The organism is Acinetobacter sp. CAU_H_78 (genome assembly GCF_058599365.1).
Window position 1 is genome coordinate 2,527,869 of sequence record NZ_CM178652.1, and the last position, 16,114, is coordinate 2,543,982.

The 16,114-nt window shown below is 43.5% G+C and carries 15 protein-coding genes; 1 reads left to right on the forward strand and 14 read right to left on the reverse strand.

What is annotated here, in order from left to right; genetic code table 11:
• The first annotated feature begins 260 nt into the window (after positions 1-260).
• Positions 261-830: a hypothetical protein gene (locus tag AC4MCD_RS12035; RefSeq protein ID WP_180138125.1), complete on the forward strand. Its 570-nt coding sequence runs from the start codon at positions 261-263 to the stop codon at positions 828-830.
• A gap of 56 nt (positions 831-886) precedes the next feature.
• Here the strand turns inward: AC4MCD_RS12035 and der are convergent, their stop codons facing one another.
• From der to AC4MCD_RS12105, 14 genes are all read right to left on the reverse strand, one after another.
• On the reverse strand, positions 887-2,299 hold the full coding sequence (gene der, locus AC4MCD_RS12040) for a ribosome biogenesis GTPase Der (RefSeq protein WP_004782108.1): 1,413 nt from the start codon (positions 2,297-2,299) through the stop codon (positions 887-889).
• Positions 2,300-2,475: 176 nt separating this feature from the next.
• Positions 2,476-3,624 carry an outer membrane protein assembly factor BamB gene (gene bamB / locus AC4MCD_RS12045; protein WP_180002361.1) on the reverse strand — a complete coding sequence of 383 codons (1,149 nt, stop codon included), beginning with the start codon at positions 3,622-3,624 and terminating at the stop codon, positions 2,476-2,478.
• On the reverse strand, positions 3,621-4,319 hold the full coding sequence (locus tag AC4MCD_RS12050) for a YfgM family protein (RefSeq protein WP_491876184.1): 699 nt from the start codon (positions 4,317-4,319) through the stop codon (positions 3,621-3,623). Before AC4MCD_RS12050 ends, bamB begins: the two co-directional genes overlap by 4 nt.
• Positions 4,320-4,349: 30 nt before the next feature.
• Entirely contained in the window at positions 4,350-5,645 is a 1,296-nt protein-coding gene (hisS, locus tag AC4MCD_RS12055) for a histidine--tRNA ligase (protein ID WP_312086595.1), read from the reverse strand.
• 3 nt (positions 5,646-5,648) lie between these two features.
• Positions 5,649-6,770, reverse strand: a complete 1,122-nt coding sequence (gene ispG / locus AC4MCD_RS12060) for a flavodoxin-dependent (E)-4-hydroxy-3-methylbut-2-enyl-diphosphate synthase (RefSeq protein WP_491876185.1) — start codon at positions 6,768-6,770, stop codon at positions 5,649-5,651.
• Between the two features lie 23 nt (positions 6,771-6,793).
• Positions 6,794-7,579: a RodZ domain-containing protein gene (locus tag AC4MCD_RS12065; RefSeq protein WP_491876186.1), complete on the reverse strand. Its 786-nt coding sequence runs from the start codon at positions 7,577-7,579 to the stop codon at positions 6,794-6,796.
• Positions 7,570-8,370, reverse strand: a complete 801-nt coding sequence (gene pilW, locus AC4MCD_RS12070) for a type IV pilus biogenesis/stability protein PilW (protein ID WP_004782101.1) — start codon at positions 8,368-8,370, stop codon at positions 7,570-7,572. Before pilW ends, AC4MCD_RS12065 begins: the two co-directional genes overlap by 10 nt.
• Before the next feature lie 14 nt (positions 8,371-8,384).
• Entirely contained in the window at positions 8,385-9,620 is a 1,236-nt protein-coding gene (gene rlmN / locus AC4MCD_RS12075; protein WP_005232136.1) for a dual-specificity RNA methyltransferase RlmN, read from the reverse strand.
• Between the two features lie 121 nt (positions 9,621-9,741).
• A complete protein-coding gene (gene ndk / locus AC4MCD_RS12080) occupies positions 9,742-10,173 on the reverse strand; it encodes a nucleoside-diphosphate kinase (RefSeq protein ID WP_004782097.1) in 432 nt (143 codons plus the stop codon).
• A gap of 109 nt (positions 10,174-10,282) precedes the next feature.
• Entirely contained in the window at positions 10,283-10,483 is a 201-nt protein-coding gene (iscX, locus tag AC4MCD_RS12085) for a Fe-S cluster assembly protein IscX (RefSeq protein ID WP_005232138.1), read from the reverse strand.
• A gap of 88 nt (positions 10,484-10,571) precedes the next feature.
• Positions 10,572-11,123 (reverse strand): phosphatase PAP2 family protein, encoded by a 552-nt coding sequence (locus AC4MCD_RS12090; RefSeq protein WP_004782094.1) that lies wholly within the window; start codon positions 11,121-11,123, stop codon positions 10,572-10,574.
• Between the two features lie 1,140 nt (positions 11,124-12,263).
• Positions 12,264-13,280: a ketol-acid reductoisomerase gene (gene ilvC / locus AC4MCD_RS12095; protein WP_004782092.1), complete on the reverse strand. Its 1,017-nt coding sequence runs from the start codon at positions 13,278-13,280 to the stop codon at positions 12,264-12,266.
• A 107-nt stretch (positions 13,281-13,387) separates the two neighbouring features.
• Positions 13,388-13,879 (reverse strand): acetolactate synthase small subunit, encoded by a 492-nt coding sequence (ilvN, locus tag AC4MCD_RS12100; RefSeq protein WP_004782091.1) that lies wholly within the window; start codon positions 13,877-13,879, stop codon positions 13,388-13,390.
• Entirely contained in the window at positions 13,876-15,603 is a 1,728-nt protein-coding gene (locus AC4MCD_RS12105; RefSeq protein WP_004782089.1) for an acetolactate synthase 3 large subunit, read from the reverse strand. The genes ilvN and AC4MCD_RS12105 overlap by 4 nt, the downstream gene beginning before the upstream one ends.
• Positions 15,604-16,114: the final 511 nt, after the last annotated feature.

Sequence of the window (16,114 nt, forward strand, 5' to 3'; positions counted from 1 at the left end):
AATCAATATGAATAATAGACTTCAAAAATAGTCGCCCTTATAAAAAATGTTACTTTTAGGGCCTTCAGTATAAATCAACCTGATTGCCTTTCTAACAAACTATAGGTAATATCTTAAAATATATTTTAATAAAACTTAAATAAAACAATAAAATATACTGTAAATCAAAATAAATAATTGAGCTTTCAAGCTATTTTTAATCGAATAAAAAATAGTTACAATCCAACTACAATTTTATACATAGAAAAACAGAGGGTCATATGTTTAAGCGAATCATACTCAGTACGACAATTGCTGCACTATCATTTTCAACGCAAGCTGGCTCCTGGCTAGAAGCTGCTACTGCAGTGATGGGAGCTAGAAACGGCGCAATCATGGATCAAGCTGAAGCAAATATGGAGCGTAGCCGCGCACAGGCGAATGCTGCTGTTGCACGTGCAGATCGTGCTTATGCTTCTAATTATAATAATGCTTCAAATCAAAATAACGGTGTCTACTCAACAACATACTTAAAAGGTTTAGATTGTACAGATTTGGCAGTAGAAGCACGCAGTTTTGAACGCACCTTAGAAGCAAGTCAAAATGCACTCAACCAAGCGAATGCTCAAGCCAATAATCCTGTTTCTAAATTGGCAGGTATTGCAAGTGGTGCACTATCTGCTTTTGCAGGTCAATCACAAACAGTTGCGCGCGCAACTGAAATCACCAATGCTTTTACTGGTAATAATAATCAAAATAATATTGCTGCTTCTCAAGCCGATGCTGACGTAGCTTTAGCTAATCTTGAAAATATTCGTATTTATCAAAAAGCAAAAAAATGCTCAATCTAAAATATGAATAAATAAAAAAGCCTGCTTTCGCAGGCTTTTTTATTTAAATATGACAATTAACCACGTTTAAATTTTTTCTCAGCTTTCTTGAATTTCTGTACATAACGACGGCGACGCGCAGCAGTACGTTCGTCCAGTTGTGACTTGCGACCTTCAAACGGGTTCTCTGAAGTTTTAAATTCAATTTTTACCGGTGTACCTTCAAGTTTGTACACTTTACGGAATACGTTTTCCAGGTAACGGCGATAATCTGCAGGTGTCTTATCTACCTTATTACCATGAACCACGATAGTCGGTGGATTCTGTCCGCCCATATGCGCATAACGCATCTTGATACGACGACCTTGTACAGTAGGCGGTTGGTGTGCTTCAGTGGCATCATTCAGGATCTGGGTCAACTTCGCTGGTGATACTTTCAGATGTGAAGAATCATAAGCACGGTGAATCGATGGATACATCTCACCGACACCTGTACCGTGTAGCGCAGAAATCAAATGGATTTTCGCCCAAGGAATAAAGTCAAAACGACGCTCCACATCGAGCTTACATTGTTTACGATCATATTCGGACATGTTGTCCCATTTATTGATCGCAATCACCATGGCACGGCCAGCTTCCAATGCATAACCGATCAGGTGCAAATCCTGCTCTACAATGCCTTCACGGGCATCCACCACGATCACCACTACGTGCGCATCTTTCATCGCCTGCAAGGTTTTCACGATTGAGAATTTCTCAATCATTTCATCAACCTTACCTTTACGGCGTACCCCAGCGGTATCAATCAGGGTGTATTGACGACCATCACGCTCAAAAGGAATATAGATTGAGTCACGCGTCGTTCCTGGCTGGTCAAACGCTACAACACGCTCTTCACCCAATAGACGGTTTACTAGTGTCGATTTACCTACGTTTGGACGACCAATAATTGCAAGACGTAGACCAGTATTCTTGTCATGTTCTTCCGGACTTTCATCTTCAGGCACATCTTCAAGTACTTCTTCCAGCATTTGCTGTACACCACGGCCGTGGCTGGCAGCCACTTGCATCGGCTCGCCCATACCGAGTTTATAAAACTCGACTAGAGCAGCTTCAGCATGTACGCCATCAACTTTGTTAGCTACAAGGAAAACTTTCTTGCCCAAAGTACGCAGTTCACGAGCGATCTGTTCATCAGATGCCAGAAGTCCTGCACGTGCATCGACCACAAAAATAATCATGTCGGCTTCATGGATCGCAGTTTTAGACTGCTCAGCCATGTAGGAGTCAATGCCGCCTTCATTTTCACCGATACCACCAGTATCCACGACAATGAAAGATTTGTTTTGATAGATCGCATCACCATATTTACGGTCGCGTGTCAGACCTGCAAAGTCTGCTACCAATGCGTCACGGCTCTTGGTTATCTGGTTAAACAGAGTTGATTTTCCGACGTTCGGACGACCAATGAGCGCAATTACGGGTTTCATAGATTAACCTTTATTCAATATCAGGCTGTCTAAAAATGGCCTGAACATCAGAAAGTTTTGGAAGAAAAAGGGAATAGGATTAAAGCCTAAAATAAATAAAAACACGGGGCATTGAACATTCAATCACCCCGCGTAAAAAATACGGTTGGCTTATTTTAGCATAAGCCAAACAAAAATTAACGATTCTGCCAGATGCTTAATGCACCCTTGCGAGTCGAAACATAGAGCTGGTTGTCAATTACGCGTAAATGACGCACTTCACCAGAGGTTTTGGCACGGCCAATAATCTGCCCTGTCGATGGATCCAGCAGGTGCAATACCCCGTCCAGATCACCTACGACAAGCTCAGTTCCGAGCATTACCGGATTGCTCAGCTGACGATTCAACAACTGATCATTTTCCCATAAAGGCTGGCCAGTGGTAATTTCATAAGCACTGATTTTACCATCGGTTTGGGCAACGAAGACGCCATTGCCAACCACTTCCGGACGCTGGATACTGCTGGCATCTTCACTCCAGATCACCTGTTGTGAAGCCAGATCAAATACAGTCACCTGACCTTGATAGCTGGTGGTCACAATAAACTGACCCGCTACTACTGGATCACCATCAATATCGATCAAACGCTGAATGTCCGAACGGCCATCCGAGATCGCAACACGGCGCTGCAATTTAGGCACACCACTTAAGGCATCAATTGCATAGATATAAGCATTTGAAGTCGCAATCAATACATTACGCGCATCTAAAGGCACCGGAGCCGCCATGCCACGCAGGCTAAACTGGACATTCGGTAAATCATAGGTCCAGACCTGAGCGCCTGAGGCCACTTCGTGGGCATATACAGTACCGTCATTAGTGACAGTAATTACGCGGCCTGCATGAATCAGTGAAGGCGCCAAGATGGCACCAGTTAATTGTGCAGTCCAGCGTTGTTCACCCGTCTGCTGGTCTAATGCAATCAATTGGCCTTTGTTGCTGCCAACCACCACAATCCCATCTGCGGCTTCAACGCCAGAGCTTAACGTATCTTTGCTAACTTTTTTCTGCCACAGGCGCTGCTTGCCATTAAAAGCAGTGACTTCACCCTTAGGATCGATCGCAAATACGACTCCGTTATCCGCATCCAGACGTAAACGTAGTGGATCAGCCTTCTCTGTTGAAGAAACACTGGTCGAAAATACAGGAACAAGTGTTTTAGTCTGACTGATTTTTGGAAGTGGATTCGGTTTTACTTCTGGTACTTTATTGGTCTTACCCGCACAGCCAGCGAGTGCAAGAGTTAAAACAGTTAAAGCACAGGTGATTTTATATGTTCTGTTCATTCAGCTTCTTCCACTTGTGTTTCTATAATTGGGCGTTCGATTTCCGGGTCATCGACCAACACGCCTACGCTTTCGAGCTTAATTTGTAAAATTTGACGTTCTTCTTTACGTTCAATCAAAGCATCCCATGCACTTTGATATACTTTTTTGGCATTTTCAATATCATTTTTGGCAACATAGATATCGCCACGTGCTTCATCCGCTGTTGCTTTAAATGCAGGTTCAGTCACTGCTTCTAAAGTTTTCAGGGCTGCATCATATTTTTTTTGTGCTAATTGTGCATAAGCCAGACGCAATTTAACGACCTGAACCAGGCCTTTATCATCAACTTTAGAGTTTTCAACTTTTTGTAGTGCTTTCTCAGCGGCAGCGTAATCCTGCTTGTCATAAGCCAGTTTTGCCATGACCAACTGGGTTTGAATCGCTTGAGCTGAATCCGGTGCTTCTTTGACAATCTTATCTGCAGTTCCAGACAGCTTGGCAAAAGCATCACCGTCAGTGGCCTGCGCTTCATCCATCAGTTGCTGAACCTTGGCGGTCTGCATTTGCGATTCTGCCAGGTTTTTCTTCTGCCAATATTCCCATCCGAAAAAGGCAATCAGCGCAACCAGAATCCCGATAATGATCGAAGAACCATACTTCTTCGTGAAGGATTTTAAACTTTCAAGTTGTTCATCATCAGTCATTGCGCTCATGCGATTACCTTTTTCCTAATGTTTTATCGATTATTTTGAAGAAATTTTAGTACTGAAAAATGCGACAAAGTCAGCAAATGGCACAGTAGATTGCTCTGCAGTCGCCAGCTCTTTCACCGTAAAGCTTTGTGCTCCAAGTTCACGCTCACCGATAATGGCTGCATATAAAGCACCGGCCTGATCGGCTTTTTTCATTTGCGATTTCATTGAACCTTGAGAGCCGACTTTCAAACGAATGTTACTGCCTGCAGCTTCCAATTGATCACGAATCTGTTCGGCCAATACCAGCGCTTTACCTTGAGAAGCAGGATCGGCAACCAGGAATACTTCACAATCACGTACTGGAGTATTGTCTTCAACTTGTTCAAGCAGAAGCAATAAACGCTCCATCCCCATCGCGAAACCAACTGCAGGCACAGATTGATCCGCTTTGCCTTTCAATTGACCGACTAAGCCGTCATAACGACCACCAGCACATACAGTACCTTGTGAACCCAAGTGAGTCGTAGTCCATTCAAATACGGTTTTATTATAGTAGTCCAGACCACGTACCAGTTTTTGATTGATGACAAAGCTAATACCGGCATCTGACAAATACTGTTGCAACTGGTTAAAGTGCGCCAGTGTTTCTTCACCCATAAAATCGTGAAGTTTTGGTGCATTTTCTAGGATGCTTTGAGTTTTGGCATCTTTCGAATCCAGAATACGCAGTGGATTAGTCGTCAGACGGCGTTGAGAATCTTCATCCAGATCCGCTTTATGTGCTTGTAAGAATTCAACCAATGCCGCGCGGTATGCTGCACGCTCGTCAGACTCGCCCAGTGTATTCAGTTCAAGTTGAACTTTGTCAGCCACGCCCATACGTTTCCATAGACGCGCTGTCATCAGGATCAGTTCTGCATCCTGATCAGGCGTTGCCACACCAAAGGTTTCTACACCAAACTGGTGGAACTGACGATAACGGCCTTTTTGCGGTTTTTCATAACGGAACATCGGTCCGATATACCAGACTTTGGGGGTCGCACCGCGAAGCAGGTTATGTTCCAGCATCGCACGTACACAACCCGCTGTTCCTTCAGGACGTAAAGTCAGAGACTCAGGCGGATTACCTTTGTCCAGGAAGGTGTACATTTCTTTTTCAACGATATCTGTGGCATCACCGATCGAACGTTTAAACAGATTGGTCTGTTCAACCATCGGCAAACGGATTTGTTGATAGCCATAGGCATCCATCAGACCTGATAGATGCTGTTCAAGACGTCTCCAAGCTGGGGTTTGCGTTGGGAGAATGTCATTAAAACCTTTGATTGCGACGATTGAACTCATGATCTACTCAGAAAAACTTGTGCGAATAATTTCTTTTGATTTGGCTTCTTCAAGCTCGGAAACACGTTGACGAACCATTGATTCGATTTCATCAACCAGTTGATTGGTATCGATTAAATGGCTCTTTTCGCCATTACGATACACCAGTGAGCGCGGACTTGCACCTACTACACCGATATCGGCTTCTTTGGCTTCGCCTGGACCATTCACTTTACAGCCAATCACAGACACATCCATCGGAACACGGACATCTTCCAGACGTTCTTCAAGGGTCTGCATTACTTTAATCACGTTAAATTCCTGACGTGAGCAGCTTGGGCAGGCAATGAAATTAATTCCGTTAGAACGAAGGCCCAGCGATTTCAGGATATCAAAACCAATCTTGATTTCTTCTTCAGGCTCAGCTGCCAGAGAAATACGCATTGTATCGCCAATGCCTTCCATCAGTAGACCGCCAAGAGCAATCGCTGATTTTACTGAACCGGTACGATACACACCCGCTTCAGTCACACCCAAGTGCAGTGGATTATCAATCTGTTTAGACAGCAGACGATAAGCATCCATAGTCAAAAACACGTTTGATGCTTTGACCGATACTTTGAATTCATGGAAATTCAGGCGATCCAGAATGTCGATATGACGCATCGCAGATTCCAGCAATGCTTCACCAGTTGGTTCGCCATATTTTTTCTGGATATCTTTTTCCAGTGAACCGGCATTCACACCAATCCGCATGGAAATGTCGTTGTGACGTGCTGCTGCCACGACTTCACGAATCTTGGCTTCTGAACCGATATTCCCCGGGTTAATACGCAGACAGTCTGCACCCAGATCAGCAACAGCCAGCGCAATTTTATAGTCGAAGTGAATATCTGCAACCAGTGGTACGTCAACTCGCTTACGGATTTCACCAAATGCAGCCGCTGCTTCCATACTCGGGACAGAAACACGCATGATGTCTGCGCCTGCATCCACACAACGCTGAATTTGTGCAACAGTTGCTGCGACATCACAGGTTTCAGTATTGGTCATTGACTGAACAGTGATCGGTGCATCACCACCGACATAGACAGAACCGACACGGATTTTACGTGTTGGACGGCGCTGAATTGGATTTACGATCATGATTTCGCCCTATCTGCTCACCATTAACGTGATAAACGGAAATCTGCTTTTCCGTTAACCGTATAAGGTGACAATGCAATACTTTCATTATTTAAACTGAGTGATACTGCGGTCGCATCATCCAGTCGGATCTGGAATGGCGCTTCACCGTTCAGCTCTAAAGTAGACGCCTGACGGCCAGTGGCCAGCACGTTACCGCCTGCATCTACAATATGCACAGAGGTCGGACGGCTAAAATCAAGCTTAAGCTGATCACCGGACATGGCAGCACCGGCATCCAGATTTAAAATTTCGACATCAGAAGAGGTGTCCGCAACTTCGGCACTATTCTCGCTGCTCTCTGACCAGTTCTGGATCATTGCGACCAGTACACCCAAAATCAGTACTATAACCAGTGCAATCAGGCCACGCTTTAACCATTTGCGGTTACGATCACGCTTTGATCCTGGCAATTTACCCATGATCTTGATTGGAGAATCTTTCAGGGCATGCGTTGCGACCATACCGGTATCACTGGCATAAATTTCATCAAAACGCTGAATCAGGCTAGAAGCATCGACACCGAGATATTTGGCATAGGTGCGGTAATAGCCCTTGATAAAGGTTGCTTCAGGCAAGGATTTATAATCATCCTTTTCCAAGGCATTCAGGGTCTTTACCGGAATATTGAGTTCTTTGGCAACGTCTTCAAGCTCACGTTGCTGATTAATACGAATCTTGCGTAAGTACTCACCTGGACGCTGAACATTTCCTAACGCGTTTGGAGCTACGCTCGAATTATTCGAATCTGAATTAGGATTTACTTCCATACGGCCTCAGTACTGTACTGTAATTGCAAATAACGTTGGTATTCCGGGCTTTCAGGGAACAATGCACGTAATTGATTCACCAATACCTGCATGCCTAACTGATCGCCACTGGCACGCGCAGTGCGAATGCCAATCCAGAGCGCACGGGCACTCTGGTTTTTCTGCCCCACACCACGCACAAACTGTTCATACATTTGAGTCGCGGCCGGGAACTGCTGGTTCAGATAAAAAATTTCTGCCAACTCTAACATTGATATATACGAAGCGCGATTAGCCTGTAGTGCCTGTTTGAATGATTTTTCAGCATTCGCCAGATCACCCTGTTTCAGGTAAATTCGCCCCATATTTTCAAGGGCACGAAATCGCTGGTCATAACCTAAAGTTGCGCCGGCAATTTCGAACTGCTCGATCGCATCTTTATAGCGCTCAAGCTGATATAAATAGGTGCCATAGTTATTTCGTGCCTGGGCATTTTTGGGATCTGCCGAAATTGCACGCTTGAAATAACCTTCGGCTTTTTCAAGATTAGGTTTGCTGCCTTCCTGCTGAAGCAGCACGCCCATCATCATATTGGCTTGCGAATCACGCGGATTGGTTTCCAGTGCCTGATCCAGCGCACGTTTGGCTGAATCCAGATCACCGTTTTTAAGATATTCAACCGCCAACTGAGTACGAACCTTGGTGGCTTTTTCCGGATCCTTCTGACCCAGATCTGGTGTTTGACACGCAGTTAAAACCAAAGACCCACATACTACTGAAACCAAAGCAAGTTTAGATGTCAGATTACTCAATTGGCGACCTCTTGTTATCCTTGTGAGCGCATAATCTCATTGGACTGCGCAATTTTCTTTTTCCACTGTTCCGCACGACGGGTACGGTCAGCAACTTGTCCTACCAGTTGTCCACACGCAGCGTCGATATCATCACCACGTGTCTGACGAATCGTACACACAAAACCGGCATCAGACAAAGTTTTTTGGAAAGAAATAATCCGGTTACGGCTTGAACGGCCATATGGCGCATGCGGGAACGGGTTAAATGGAATCAGGTTAATCTTGCTTGGCAGATCTTTGAGCAGCTTGATCATCTGCTGGGCATGTTCAGGTTTGTCATTTACGCCATCCAGCATCACGTATTCGATGGTCACGTGCTTACGCGCACTTTCATTACCATCTTTAGTAATGTAACGCTGGCAGGCTGCAATAAGCTGCTCTAATGGATATTTTTTGTTGATTGGTACCAGCTCATTACGCAGCTCGTCATTGGTTGCGTGTAATGAAATCGCCAAAGCCACATCAATATCTTGGGCCAACTGGTCAATTTTCGGCACGACACCAGACGTTGAAAGCGTTACGCGGCGTTTAGACATGCCATAAGCAAAATCATCCAGCATAATGCGCATAGAATTTAATACAGCGTCATAGTTCAGGAGTGGCTCACCCATGCCCATCATCACCACGTTGGTCACTGAACGCTCACGCTCAGCCACAGGCACTTCTTCCATATAGGAATAGTTGGCCATCCACAACTGACCAATGATTTCAGCTTGAGTCAAGTCACGCTGGAAACCTTGCTTACCGGTTGAACAGAATGAACAGTCCAGAGCACAGCCCACTTGTGAAGAAATACACAGGGTCTTACGTGAGCCGGTTTTGTCTTCTGCCGGAATCAGGACCGTTTCAACCAAAGAGCCATCACCATCACCGACACGGAACACCCATTTACGGGTACCGTCTTTGGAATAGTTTTTATGCACCACTTCTGGTGCTTTAATTTCACAAATCTTTTCCAGTTTTTCACGCAGCTTGCCTGAGATATTGGTCATCTCGGCAAAATCAGTCACGAAATACTGATGAATCCATTTCATCACCTGACCGGCACGGAACTTCTTCTCGCCCATATCTTCGAAGAATTTTTCCATTTGCGGACGTGACATGCCTAGTAAGTTCACTTTTTCCACAGAATTTTGCTGTGCAGGAGTGGACGGAGATTGTTGCTGTGCATCAGAAACTGCTGATGTAGCGACCACTTCAGTACTCATGTGTATACCTAAACCATGTCTAAAGATGAAAGGAGAAGCTCAATATCTGAGCAAAGAATTATTCAGAGAATAAAAAAACCAGATAAGTATAATAACACTTATCTGGTTTGAATACTGCGTATTAACGAGTACGTGGAGCAATCTCAGTTTGCGCGAAGAAGTAGTTAATTTCGCGGTCAGCAGATGCTACAGAGTCAGAACCGTGAGCAGCGTTTTCATCGATGCTTACAGCGAAGTCTGCACGGATTGTACCGGGAGCAGCTTCTTTAGGGTTAGTCGCGCCAAGGATGTCACGGTGAGCAAGAACAGCGTTTTCGCCTTCAAGAACTGAAACAACAACTGGACCAGAAGTCATGAATGCAACTAGGTCACCGAAGAAACCACGTTCTTTGTGCTCAGCGTAGAAGCCTTCAGCTTCAGCTTGAGTCAGGTGTTTCATTTTAGTCGCAACGATTTTAAGACCTGCTTTTTCGAAACGAGCAAAGATGTCACCGATGTGGTTTTTAGCAACTGCGTCTGGTTTTACGATAGATAATGTACGTTCAATAGCCATGATTGGCTCCTTAAGTCAATTGTTGACATGAAAATTTGCCGCATTATACCGAATAATGGACTTTTTTCTGCCTTTAAACTGTAAAAAAATTGCTTTTTTCAATTGGCAATTAACGTGCTTCGTCAATCCATGCCATTTGAATGGCTTCCAGAAGCCCTTCGGTTGATTTGGTTGGATCGTCTTCAAAATCAGGAAGTGCACATACCCAGGCATGCAGGTCGGTAAAGCGAACCCATTGCGGATCCACGTCTGGATGCGCTTCATACAATTCAATCGCGATATCGAGGGTATCTGTCCAACGTAAACCCATGTCTATTCCTAAGCCTATTTACTATGATGTAGTACTTTAGCAAATCTGCAAAATTCTGCGAGTCTTTGCTGGATCATCTCGTGATTTTTTACAACATGATATTAAAAAAAGGCGCCGTAAATACAATCATGGTGGCCACCAGCGCGCCCAATATGGCTCCTACCGCTACATCGCTTGGATAATGCAAACCTAAAACCATTCGAGAGATCGCGACTAGAATGGCAAATGGCAGCATCAAAAATAGTAAAAAAGGCACAATATAACCCAGCACAATGGTTACCATCACTGCATGCAAGGTATGTCCCGAAGGAAAACTAAAATGATCCAGCGGATGCTCACAGAGCCGAATCACCTGATGCACCTGATAAGGACGTGGACGTACTGTTTTGGTTTTTAGAAGTTTATAAATCAGGGTTCCGACCATACTGCCAAACACCAGATAAACAATCTGCAAGGTATACATCAGGCCCTGAATCAGCCAGACGGCAATGAGCATCAAATACCAGAATACGCCATTGCCCAACCGGCTAATGATTTTGAAAAAAGCTGCAATGCGTTCTGAATGTGAAAAATGATTAAGATAAATACAGCCTTTTAAATCAATTTCTAAAAATTTTAGTTTTGCATTCTGAAATTTCATTGTAGAGCTCTTATTGTTTTATGCCCTGTATTTCAGGTTTTGCACGACTGAAAAATAGAGCTTGTTCAAATTGACACATGAGATAATCGCTATTCACCTTTTTAGTTTGTTAATGTCCGCATCCTTCTGTAATCGTTATAAATCGCTTAATTCAGACATCTAACAGATGAATTCTTGCCACTATCTCAACCTACTCAGCCAACCTGTCCAATCATGTTGCACCTGTAAATCAGTACGTCCATGATCATTAGCGATCACTGCTCCACCGCTGGCCATCGCCTCCTGCACTATATTTTTAACCTTTCAATCCGACCTATCCTTGAACTGTTAATAGATGATTTATTTGTACTGGTATTTATTGAAATAAGTCTGAACAAAACCTGAGAAGGATCGAATGTGCTTCGAGTATAGTGCAGTTATAGCGCCCAAGACTTTGGTGAAAATGTATCTGGAAGCCGCTTCTTGCCTTGCTCTTACTCAAAATTTGGTTATTTCAAAGCATTTAAAAGTTAATGAGATATAACTATCCATACTTTTGATTAAGTATGGGGTTCAAGTGTGACTGTTTTATGAATTGATTTATGGGAGCTTAGCATTTCTTACATTATCAAACTTGCTGATGCTTTATGTCTGTTCCATCTACCTTTTCAATTTCTTTACTATACTTATGCTCAACTAATAACCGATTAAATACCTGATCCATGCCAATGAATTCAACTTGTAAAATAGTTGCCATTTTTGAATATGATTTATTTTTTGAGATAACCTTTTATCTTCAAATCCCCAGTCAACCAACAAAGCTGCTCTAAGCAATAAAATTAAAATTAAAATTAAAATTAAAATTAAAACAGCTAACCACAAACTTAATGAAAGCCAACTACCCCACAATACATCACGATAAATAATTGTTTGGATTTGCTGCCATGAAGTTTTGGTATTTTTTAATTCGAATGCATATTGCTCAAACTCTTGATCACCTACTCCTACTTCAGTCCAAGCATAGATATGATTTTCTATATTAAAAATTCAGTTCGATCTTTCATCTTATCTTTTTATATTTATTTAAATTATTATTCGACTATATAAAAAAACCCACTCTAGTGAGTGGGTTTTCGCATTCAAATCAAATGATTCAAGAAATTAGTTTTTCTCTTTATCAACGATTTTGTTTGCTTGAATCCATGGCATCATCGCACGCAGTTTAGCACCAGTTTGTTCGATACCGTGTGCAGCATTTTGACGACGACGAGCAGTCATAGATGGGTAGTTCAACGCACCTTCTTGGATGAACATCTTCGCATATTCACCAGATTGGATACGTTTAAGCGCATTACGCATTGCTTCACGAGACTGTTCGTTGATAACTTCAGGACCAGTTACGTATTCACCGTACTCAGCGTTGTTAGATACTGAGTAGTTCATGTCAGCGATACCACCTTCGAACATCAAGTCAACGATCAGTTTAAGTTCGTGTAGACATTCGAAGTAAGCCATTTCAGGTGCATAACCAGCTTCAACCAGAGTTTCGAAGCCCATTTTAACCAGTTCAACAGCACCACCACAAAGAACCGCTTGCTCACCGAACAGGTCAGTTTCAGTTTCTTCACGGAAAGAAGTTTCGATGATACCAGTACGACCACCACCTACACCTGAAGCGTAAGAAAGTGCAACATTACGAGCATTACCAGAAGCATCTTGGTGGATCGCGATTAAGTCAGGAACACCTGAACCACGTTGGTATTCAGAACGTACAGTGTGACCAGGAGCTTTAGGCGCAACCATGATTACGTCTAGGTCTTTACGTGGAACAACTTGGTTATAAAGAACAGAGAAACCGTGAGCAAATGCAAGAGTCGCGCCTTCTTTGATGTTTGGCTCGATCACGTCGCGGTAAAGTTGAGCTTGGAACTCATCTGGAGTCAAGATCATGACTACGTCAGCTTGAGCTACAGCAGCAGGAACTTCAGCAACTTTAAGACCAGCGTTTTCAGCTTTTTTCCAAGAAGTAGAATTCGCGCGTAGACCCACAGTTACGTCAACGCCAGAATCTTTAAGGTTAAGCGCGTGTGCGTGACCTTGTGAACCATAACCAATGATTGCTACTTTCTTAGATTGGATAATAGATAAGTCGCAGTCTTTATCGTAAAAAATTTGCATTGCTGTCTCCGCTTAAATGCTTGTGTGTCCGTTTCATCAGGCAATGATCCTTGATCACATTGCCTGAAGCCCCCTTCTTATTAGAATGAGGAAATAATTTAAAAAATTTAGATGGTTAGTACTTTTTCGCCGCGTGCGATACCTGATACGCCTGAACGCACCACTTCCAGAATCGTGTTTTCTGCTAATGCATCAATAAAACCGTCGATTTTTTCAGTCGTACCCGCGATTTGAATCGTGTAGGTTGTTGGCGTTACGTCAACCACCTGACCACGGAAAATATCGGTCGTACGTTTGATTTCATCACGGGTTGCACCTAAAGCTTTCACTTTGATCAGCATCAACTCACGTTCAATGTGCGCACCTTCAGACAGATCCACTACTTTAACCACTTCTACCAGCTTGTTCAGCTGTTTGGTGATCTGTTCGATCTTGTGATCATCACCATACGTGGTCAAAGTCAGACGTGAAAGTGTTGGGTCTTCAGTTGGCGCAACGTTCAATGTTTCAATGTTGTAGCCGCGTTGTGAGAATAAACCCACCAAGCGAGAAAGCGCGCCTGCTTCGTTTTCTACGAGTACAGAGATAATATGTCTCATTTCGTGCGCTCCCCTTTTGCTAACCACATATCCTGCATCGATTGACCCGCAACCAGCATTGGATATACGTGTTCTGTACGGTCAACCATTACGTTAATAAATACGCACTTATCATTGATTGCCATCGCTTCTTCAAGCTTAGACTCAAGCTCGTCCGCATGGTCAATCTGAATACCTACATGACCATAAGCTTCCATCAATTTTGCAAAGTCAGGTAAAGACTCTACATAAGAGCTAGAGTGACGGCCTTCGTAGTTCATGTCCTGCCACTGTTTCACCATACCTAGGGCACGGTTGTTCAGGCACAGGATTTTAACGTTCAAGCCGTATTGCTTACAGGTAGAAAGTTCCTGGATACACATCTGAATAGACGCTTCACCAGTAATACAAACCACTTGCTGATCCGGGAATGCAAGCTTAGCCGCCATTGCATATGGCAGACCTACACCCATCGTACCTAGACCACCAGAGTTGATCCATTGACGAGGACGTTTGTAGCGATAGTGCAACGCGCCGAACATCTGGTGCTGACCAACGTCAGACGTGATGATCGCTTCGCCATTGGTGACTTTATCTAGAGCACGAACCACTTGCTGTGGCTTCATAGAACCGTCAGTCGGTACATCGAACTTCAAGCCATGAACCTGACGCCATTCATCAATCTGTTTCCACCATGCCGCAATCGCTTCAGGATTTGGCTTGGACACATTCATTTGCTTCAACTGGTTCAGCATTTCGTTCAGCACAGGTTCTACTGCACCCACGATTGGAATGTGCGCCATGATAGTCTTAGAAATGGTCGCCGGATCGATGTCAATGTGAATGACTTTGGCATTCGGACAGAATTTCGCAGGATTATTGGTTACACGGTCATCGAAACGCGCGCCTACACACAGAATCACGTCTGCATTGTGCATGGTCATGTTTGCTTCGTAAGTTCCGTGCATACCCAACATGCCGATGAACTGTGGATCATCGCCCGGGAATGCGCCAAGACCCATCAAGGTATTGGTAACTGGGTAACCCAATAGATGTGCAAGCTCAGTTAATTGTGCTGAAGCATTGCCCTGAACCACGCCGCCGCCTGAGTAAATCACTGGGCGTTTCGCATGAATCAGTTCATCAATCGCTTTACGGATTTGACCTGAGTGACCACGGTATGGTGGTTGATACGAACGCATCTTCACTTTTTCAGGATATTCGTAAGCAAATTTCTCTGCTGGATTGGTTGCATCTTTAGGAATATCAACAACCACCGGACCTGGACGGCCAGATGACGCGATATAGAATGCTTTTTTGATAATTGAAGGAATTTCGCTGGCATGGCGAACCTGGAAGCTGTGCTTCACGATTGGGCGAGAAATACCGACCATATCAGTTTCTTGGAACGCATCCTCACCGATCAAATGGCTTGCGACCTGACCAGACAGGATCACCATTGGAATGGAATCCATATAAGCCGTTGCAATTGGAGTAACGGTATTGGTCGCGCCTGGGCCAGAAGTGACCAGCACAACACCAGTTTTACCTGTTACGCGTGAGTAAGCATCCGCCATGTGACCGGCAGCTTGTTCGTGACGTACGAGGTAATGATTAATTTTGTCTTGTTGAAATAGCGCATCATAAATATGCAGTACTGCGCCGCCTGGATATCCAAAAACATGTTCAACGCCTTCATCCGCTAATGCGCGAACGAGCATTTCACCACCAGATAGAAGTTCCAACGTGATTCACCCTATATTATTCACTGCACAAATGGGAGGCATTTGCAGTGTTCATTCATTAACTGTCTGCACTGTTATAGCACACAAATTTCATAGTTTTCAAAGCAATAGGAATAAAAAATCCGATCTACCTGCTGTTCGAGCAATACAAGATCTAAAACATGTTGGGGTAAACATATTTTGTTCGCTTTGTTCAATTTTTCGGCTAGAAAAATTGCCCATTGCATGACATGACACTTATTCGAAGGGTGATCGATCTAAGGCATATAAAACTATTGCTGCATTCTTGTGTTTTCAGCCTTTAAAGTCAAGTTTAAAAAACAGGCTATTATTGTTTATACGTCTAAAATTTGCTGCTTTTACAGGCAATTTCGACTTTAACTCTGGTTTTTAGCTTTAAAATTCTAATTTAAATTAATAAATTTCATATACTTAAAACTTTAATTTTATAAATTTTTAATATGTCTTATATAAAAAAATTGAATGAATTTTTAAGAAATTCAATGCAACT

Excerpts from the sequence above, each read along its gene's own strand:
- AC4MCD_RS12035 (WP_180138125.1), top strand. The coding sequence starts at position 261 with ATGTTTAAGCGAATCATACTCAGTACGACAATTGCTGCACTATCATTT.
- der (WP_004782108.1), bottom strand. The coding sequence starts at position 2,299 with ATGAAACCCGTAATTGCGCTCATTGGTCGTCCGAACGTCGGAAAATCA.
- bamB (WP_180002361.1), bottom strand. The coding sequence starts at position 3,624 with ATGAACAGAACATATAAAATCACCTGTGCTTTAACTGTTTTAACTCTT.
- AC4MCD_RS12050 (WP_491876184.1), bottom strand. The coding sequence starts at position 4,319 with ATGAGCGCAATGACTGATGATGAACAACTTGAAAGTTTAAAATCCTTC.
- hisS (WP_312086595.1), bottom strand. The coding sequence starts at position 5,645 with ATGAGTTCAATCGTCGCAATCAAAGGTTTTAATGACATTCTCCCAACG.
- ispG (WP_491876185.1), bottom strand. The coding sequence starts at position 6,770 with ATGATCGTAAATCCAATTCAGCGCCGTCCAACACGTAAAATCCGTGTC.
- AC4MCD_RS12065 (WP_491876186.1), bottom strand. The coding sequence starts at position 7,579 with ATGGAAGTAAATCCTAATTCAGATTCGAATAATTCGAGCGTAGCTCCA.
- rlmN (WP_005232136.1), bottom strand. The coding sequence starts at position 9,620 with ATGAGTACTGAAGTGGTCGCTACATCAGCAGTTTCTGATGCACAGCAA.
- ndk (WP_004782097.1), bottom strand. The coding sequence starts at position 10,173 with ATGGCTATTGAACGTACATTATCTATCGTAAAACCAGACGCAGTTGCT.
- iscX (WP_005232138.1), bottom strand. The coding sequence starts at position 10,483 with ATGGGTTTACGTTGGACAGATACCCTCGATATCGCGATTGAATTGTAT.
- AC4MCD_RS12090 (WP_004782094.1), bottom strand. The coding sequence starts at position 11,123 with ATGAAATTTCAGAATGCAAAACTAAAATTTTTAGAAATTGATTTAAAA.
- ilvC (WP_004782092.1), bottom strand. The coding sequence starts at position 13,280 with ATGCAAATTTTTTACGATAAAGACTGCGACTTATCTATTATCCAATCT.
- ilvN (WP_004782091.1), bottom strand. The coding sequence starts at position 13,879 with ATGAGACATATTATCTCTGTACTCGTAGAAAACGAAGCAGGCGCGCTT.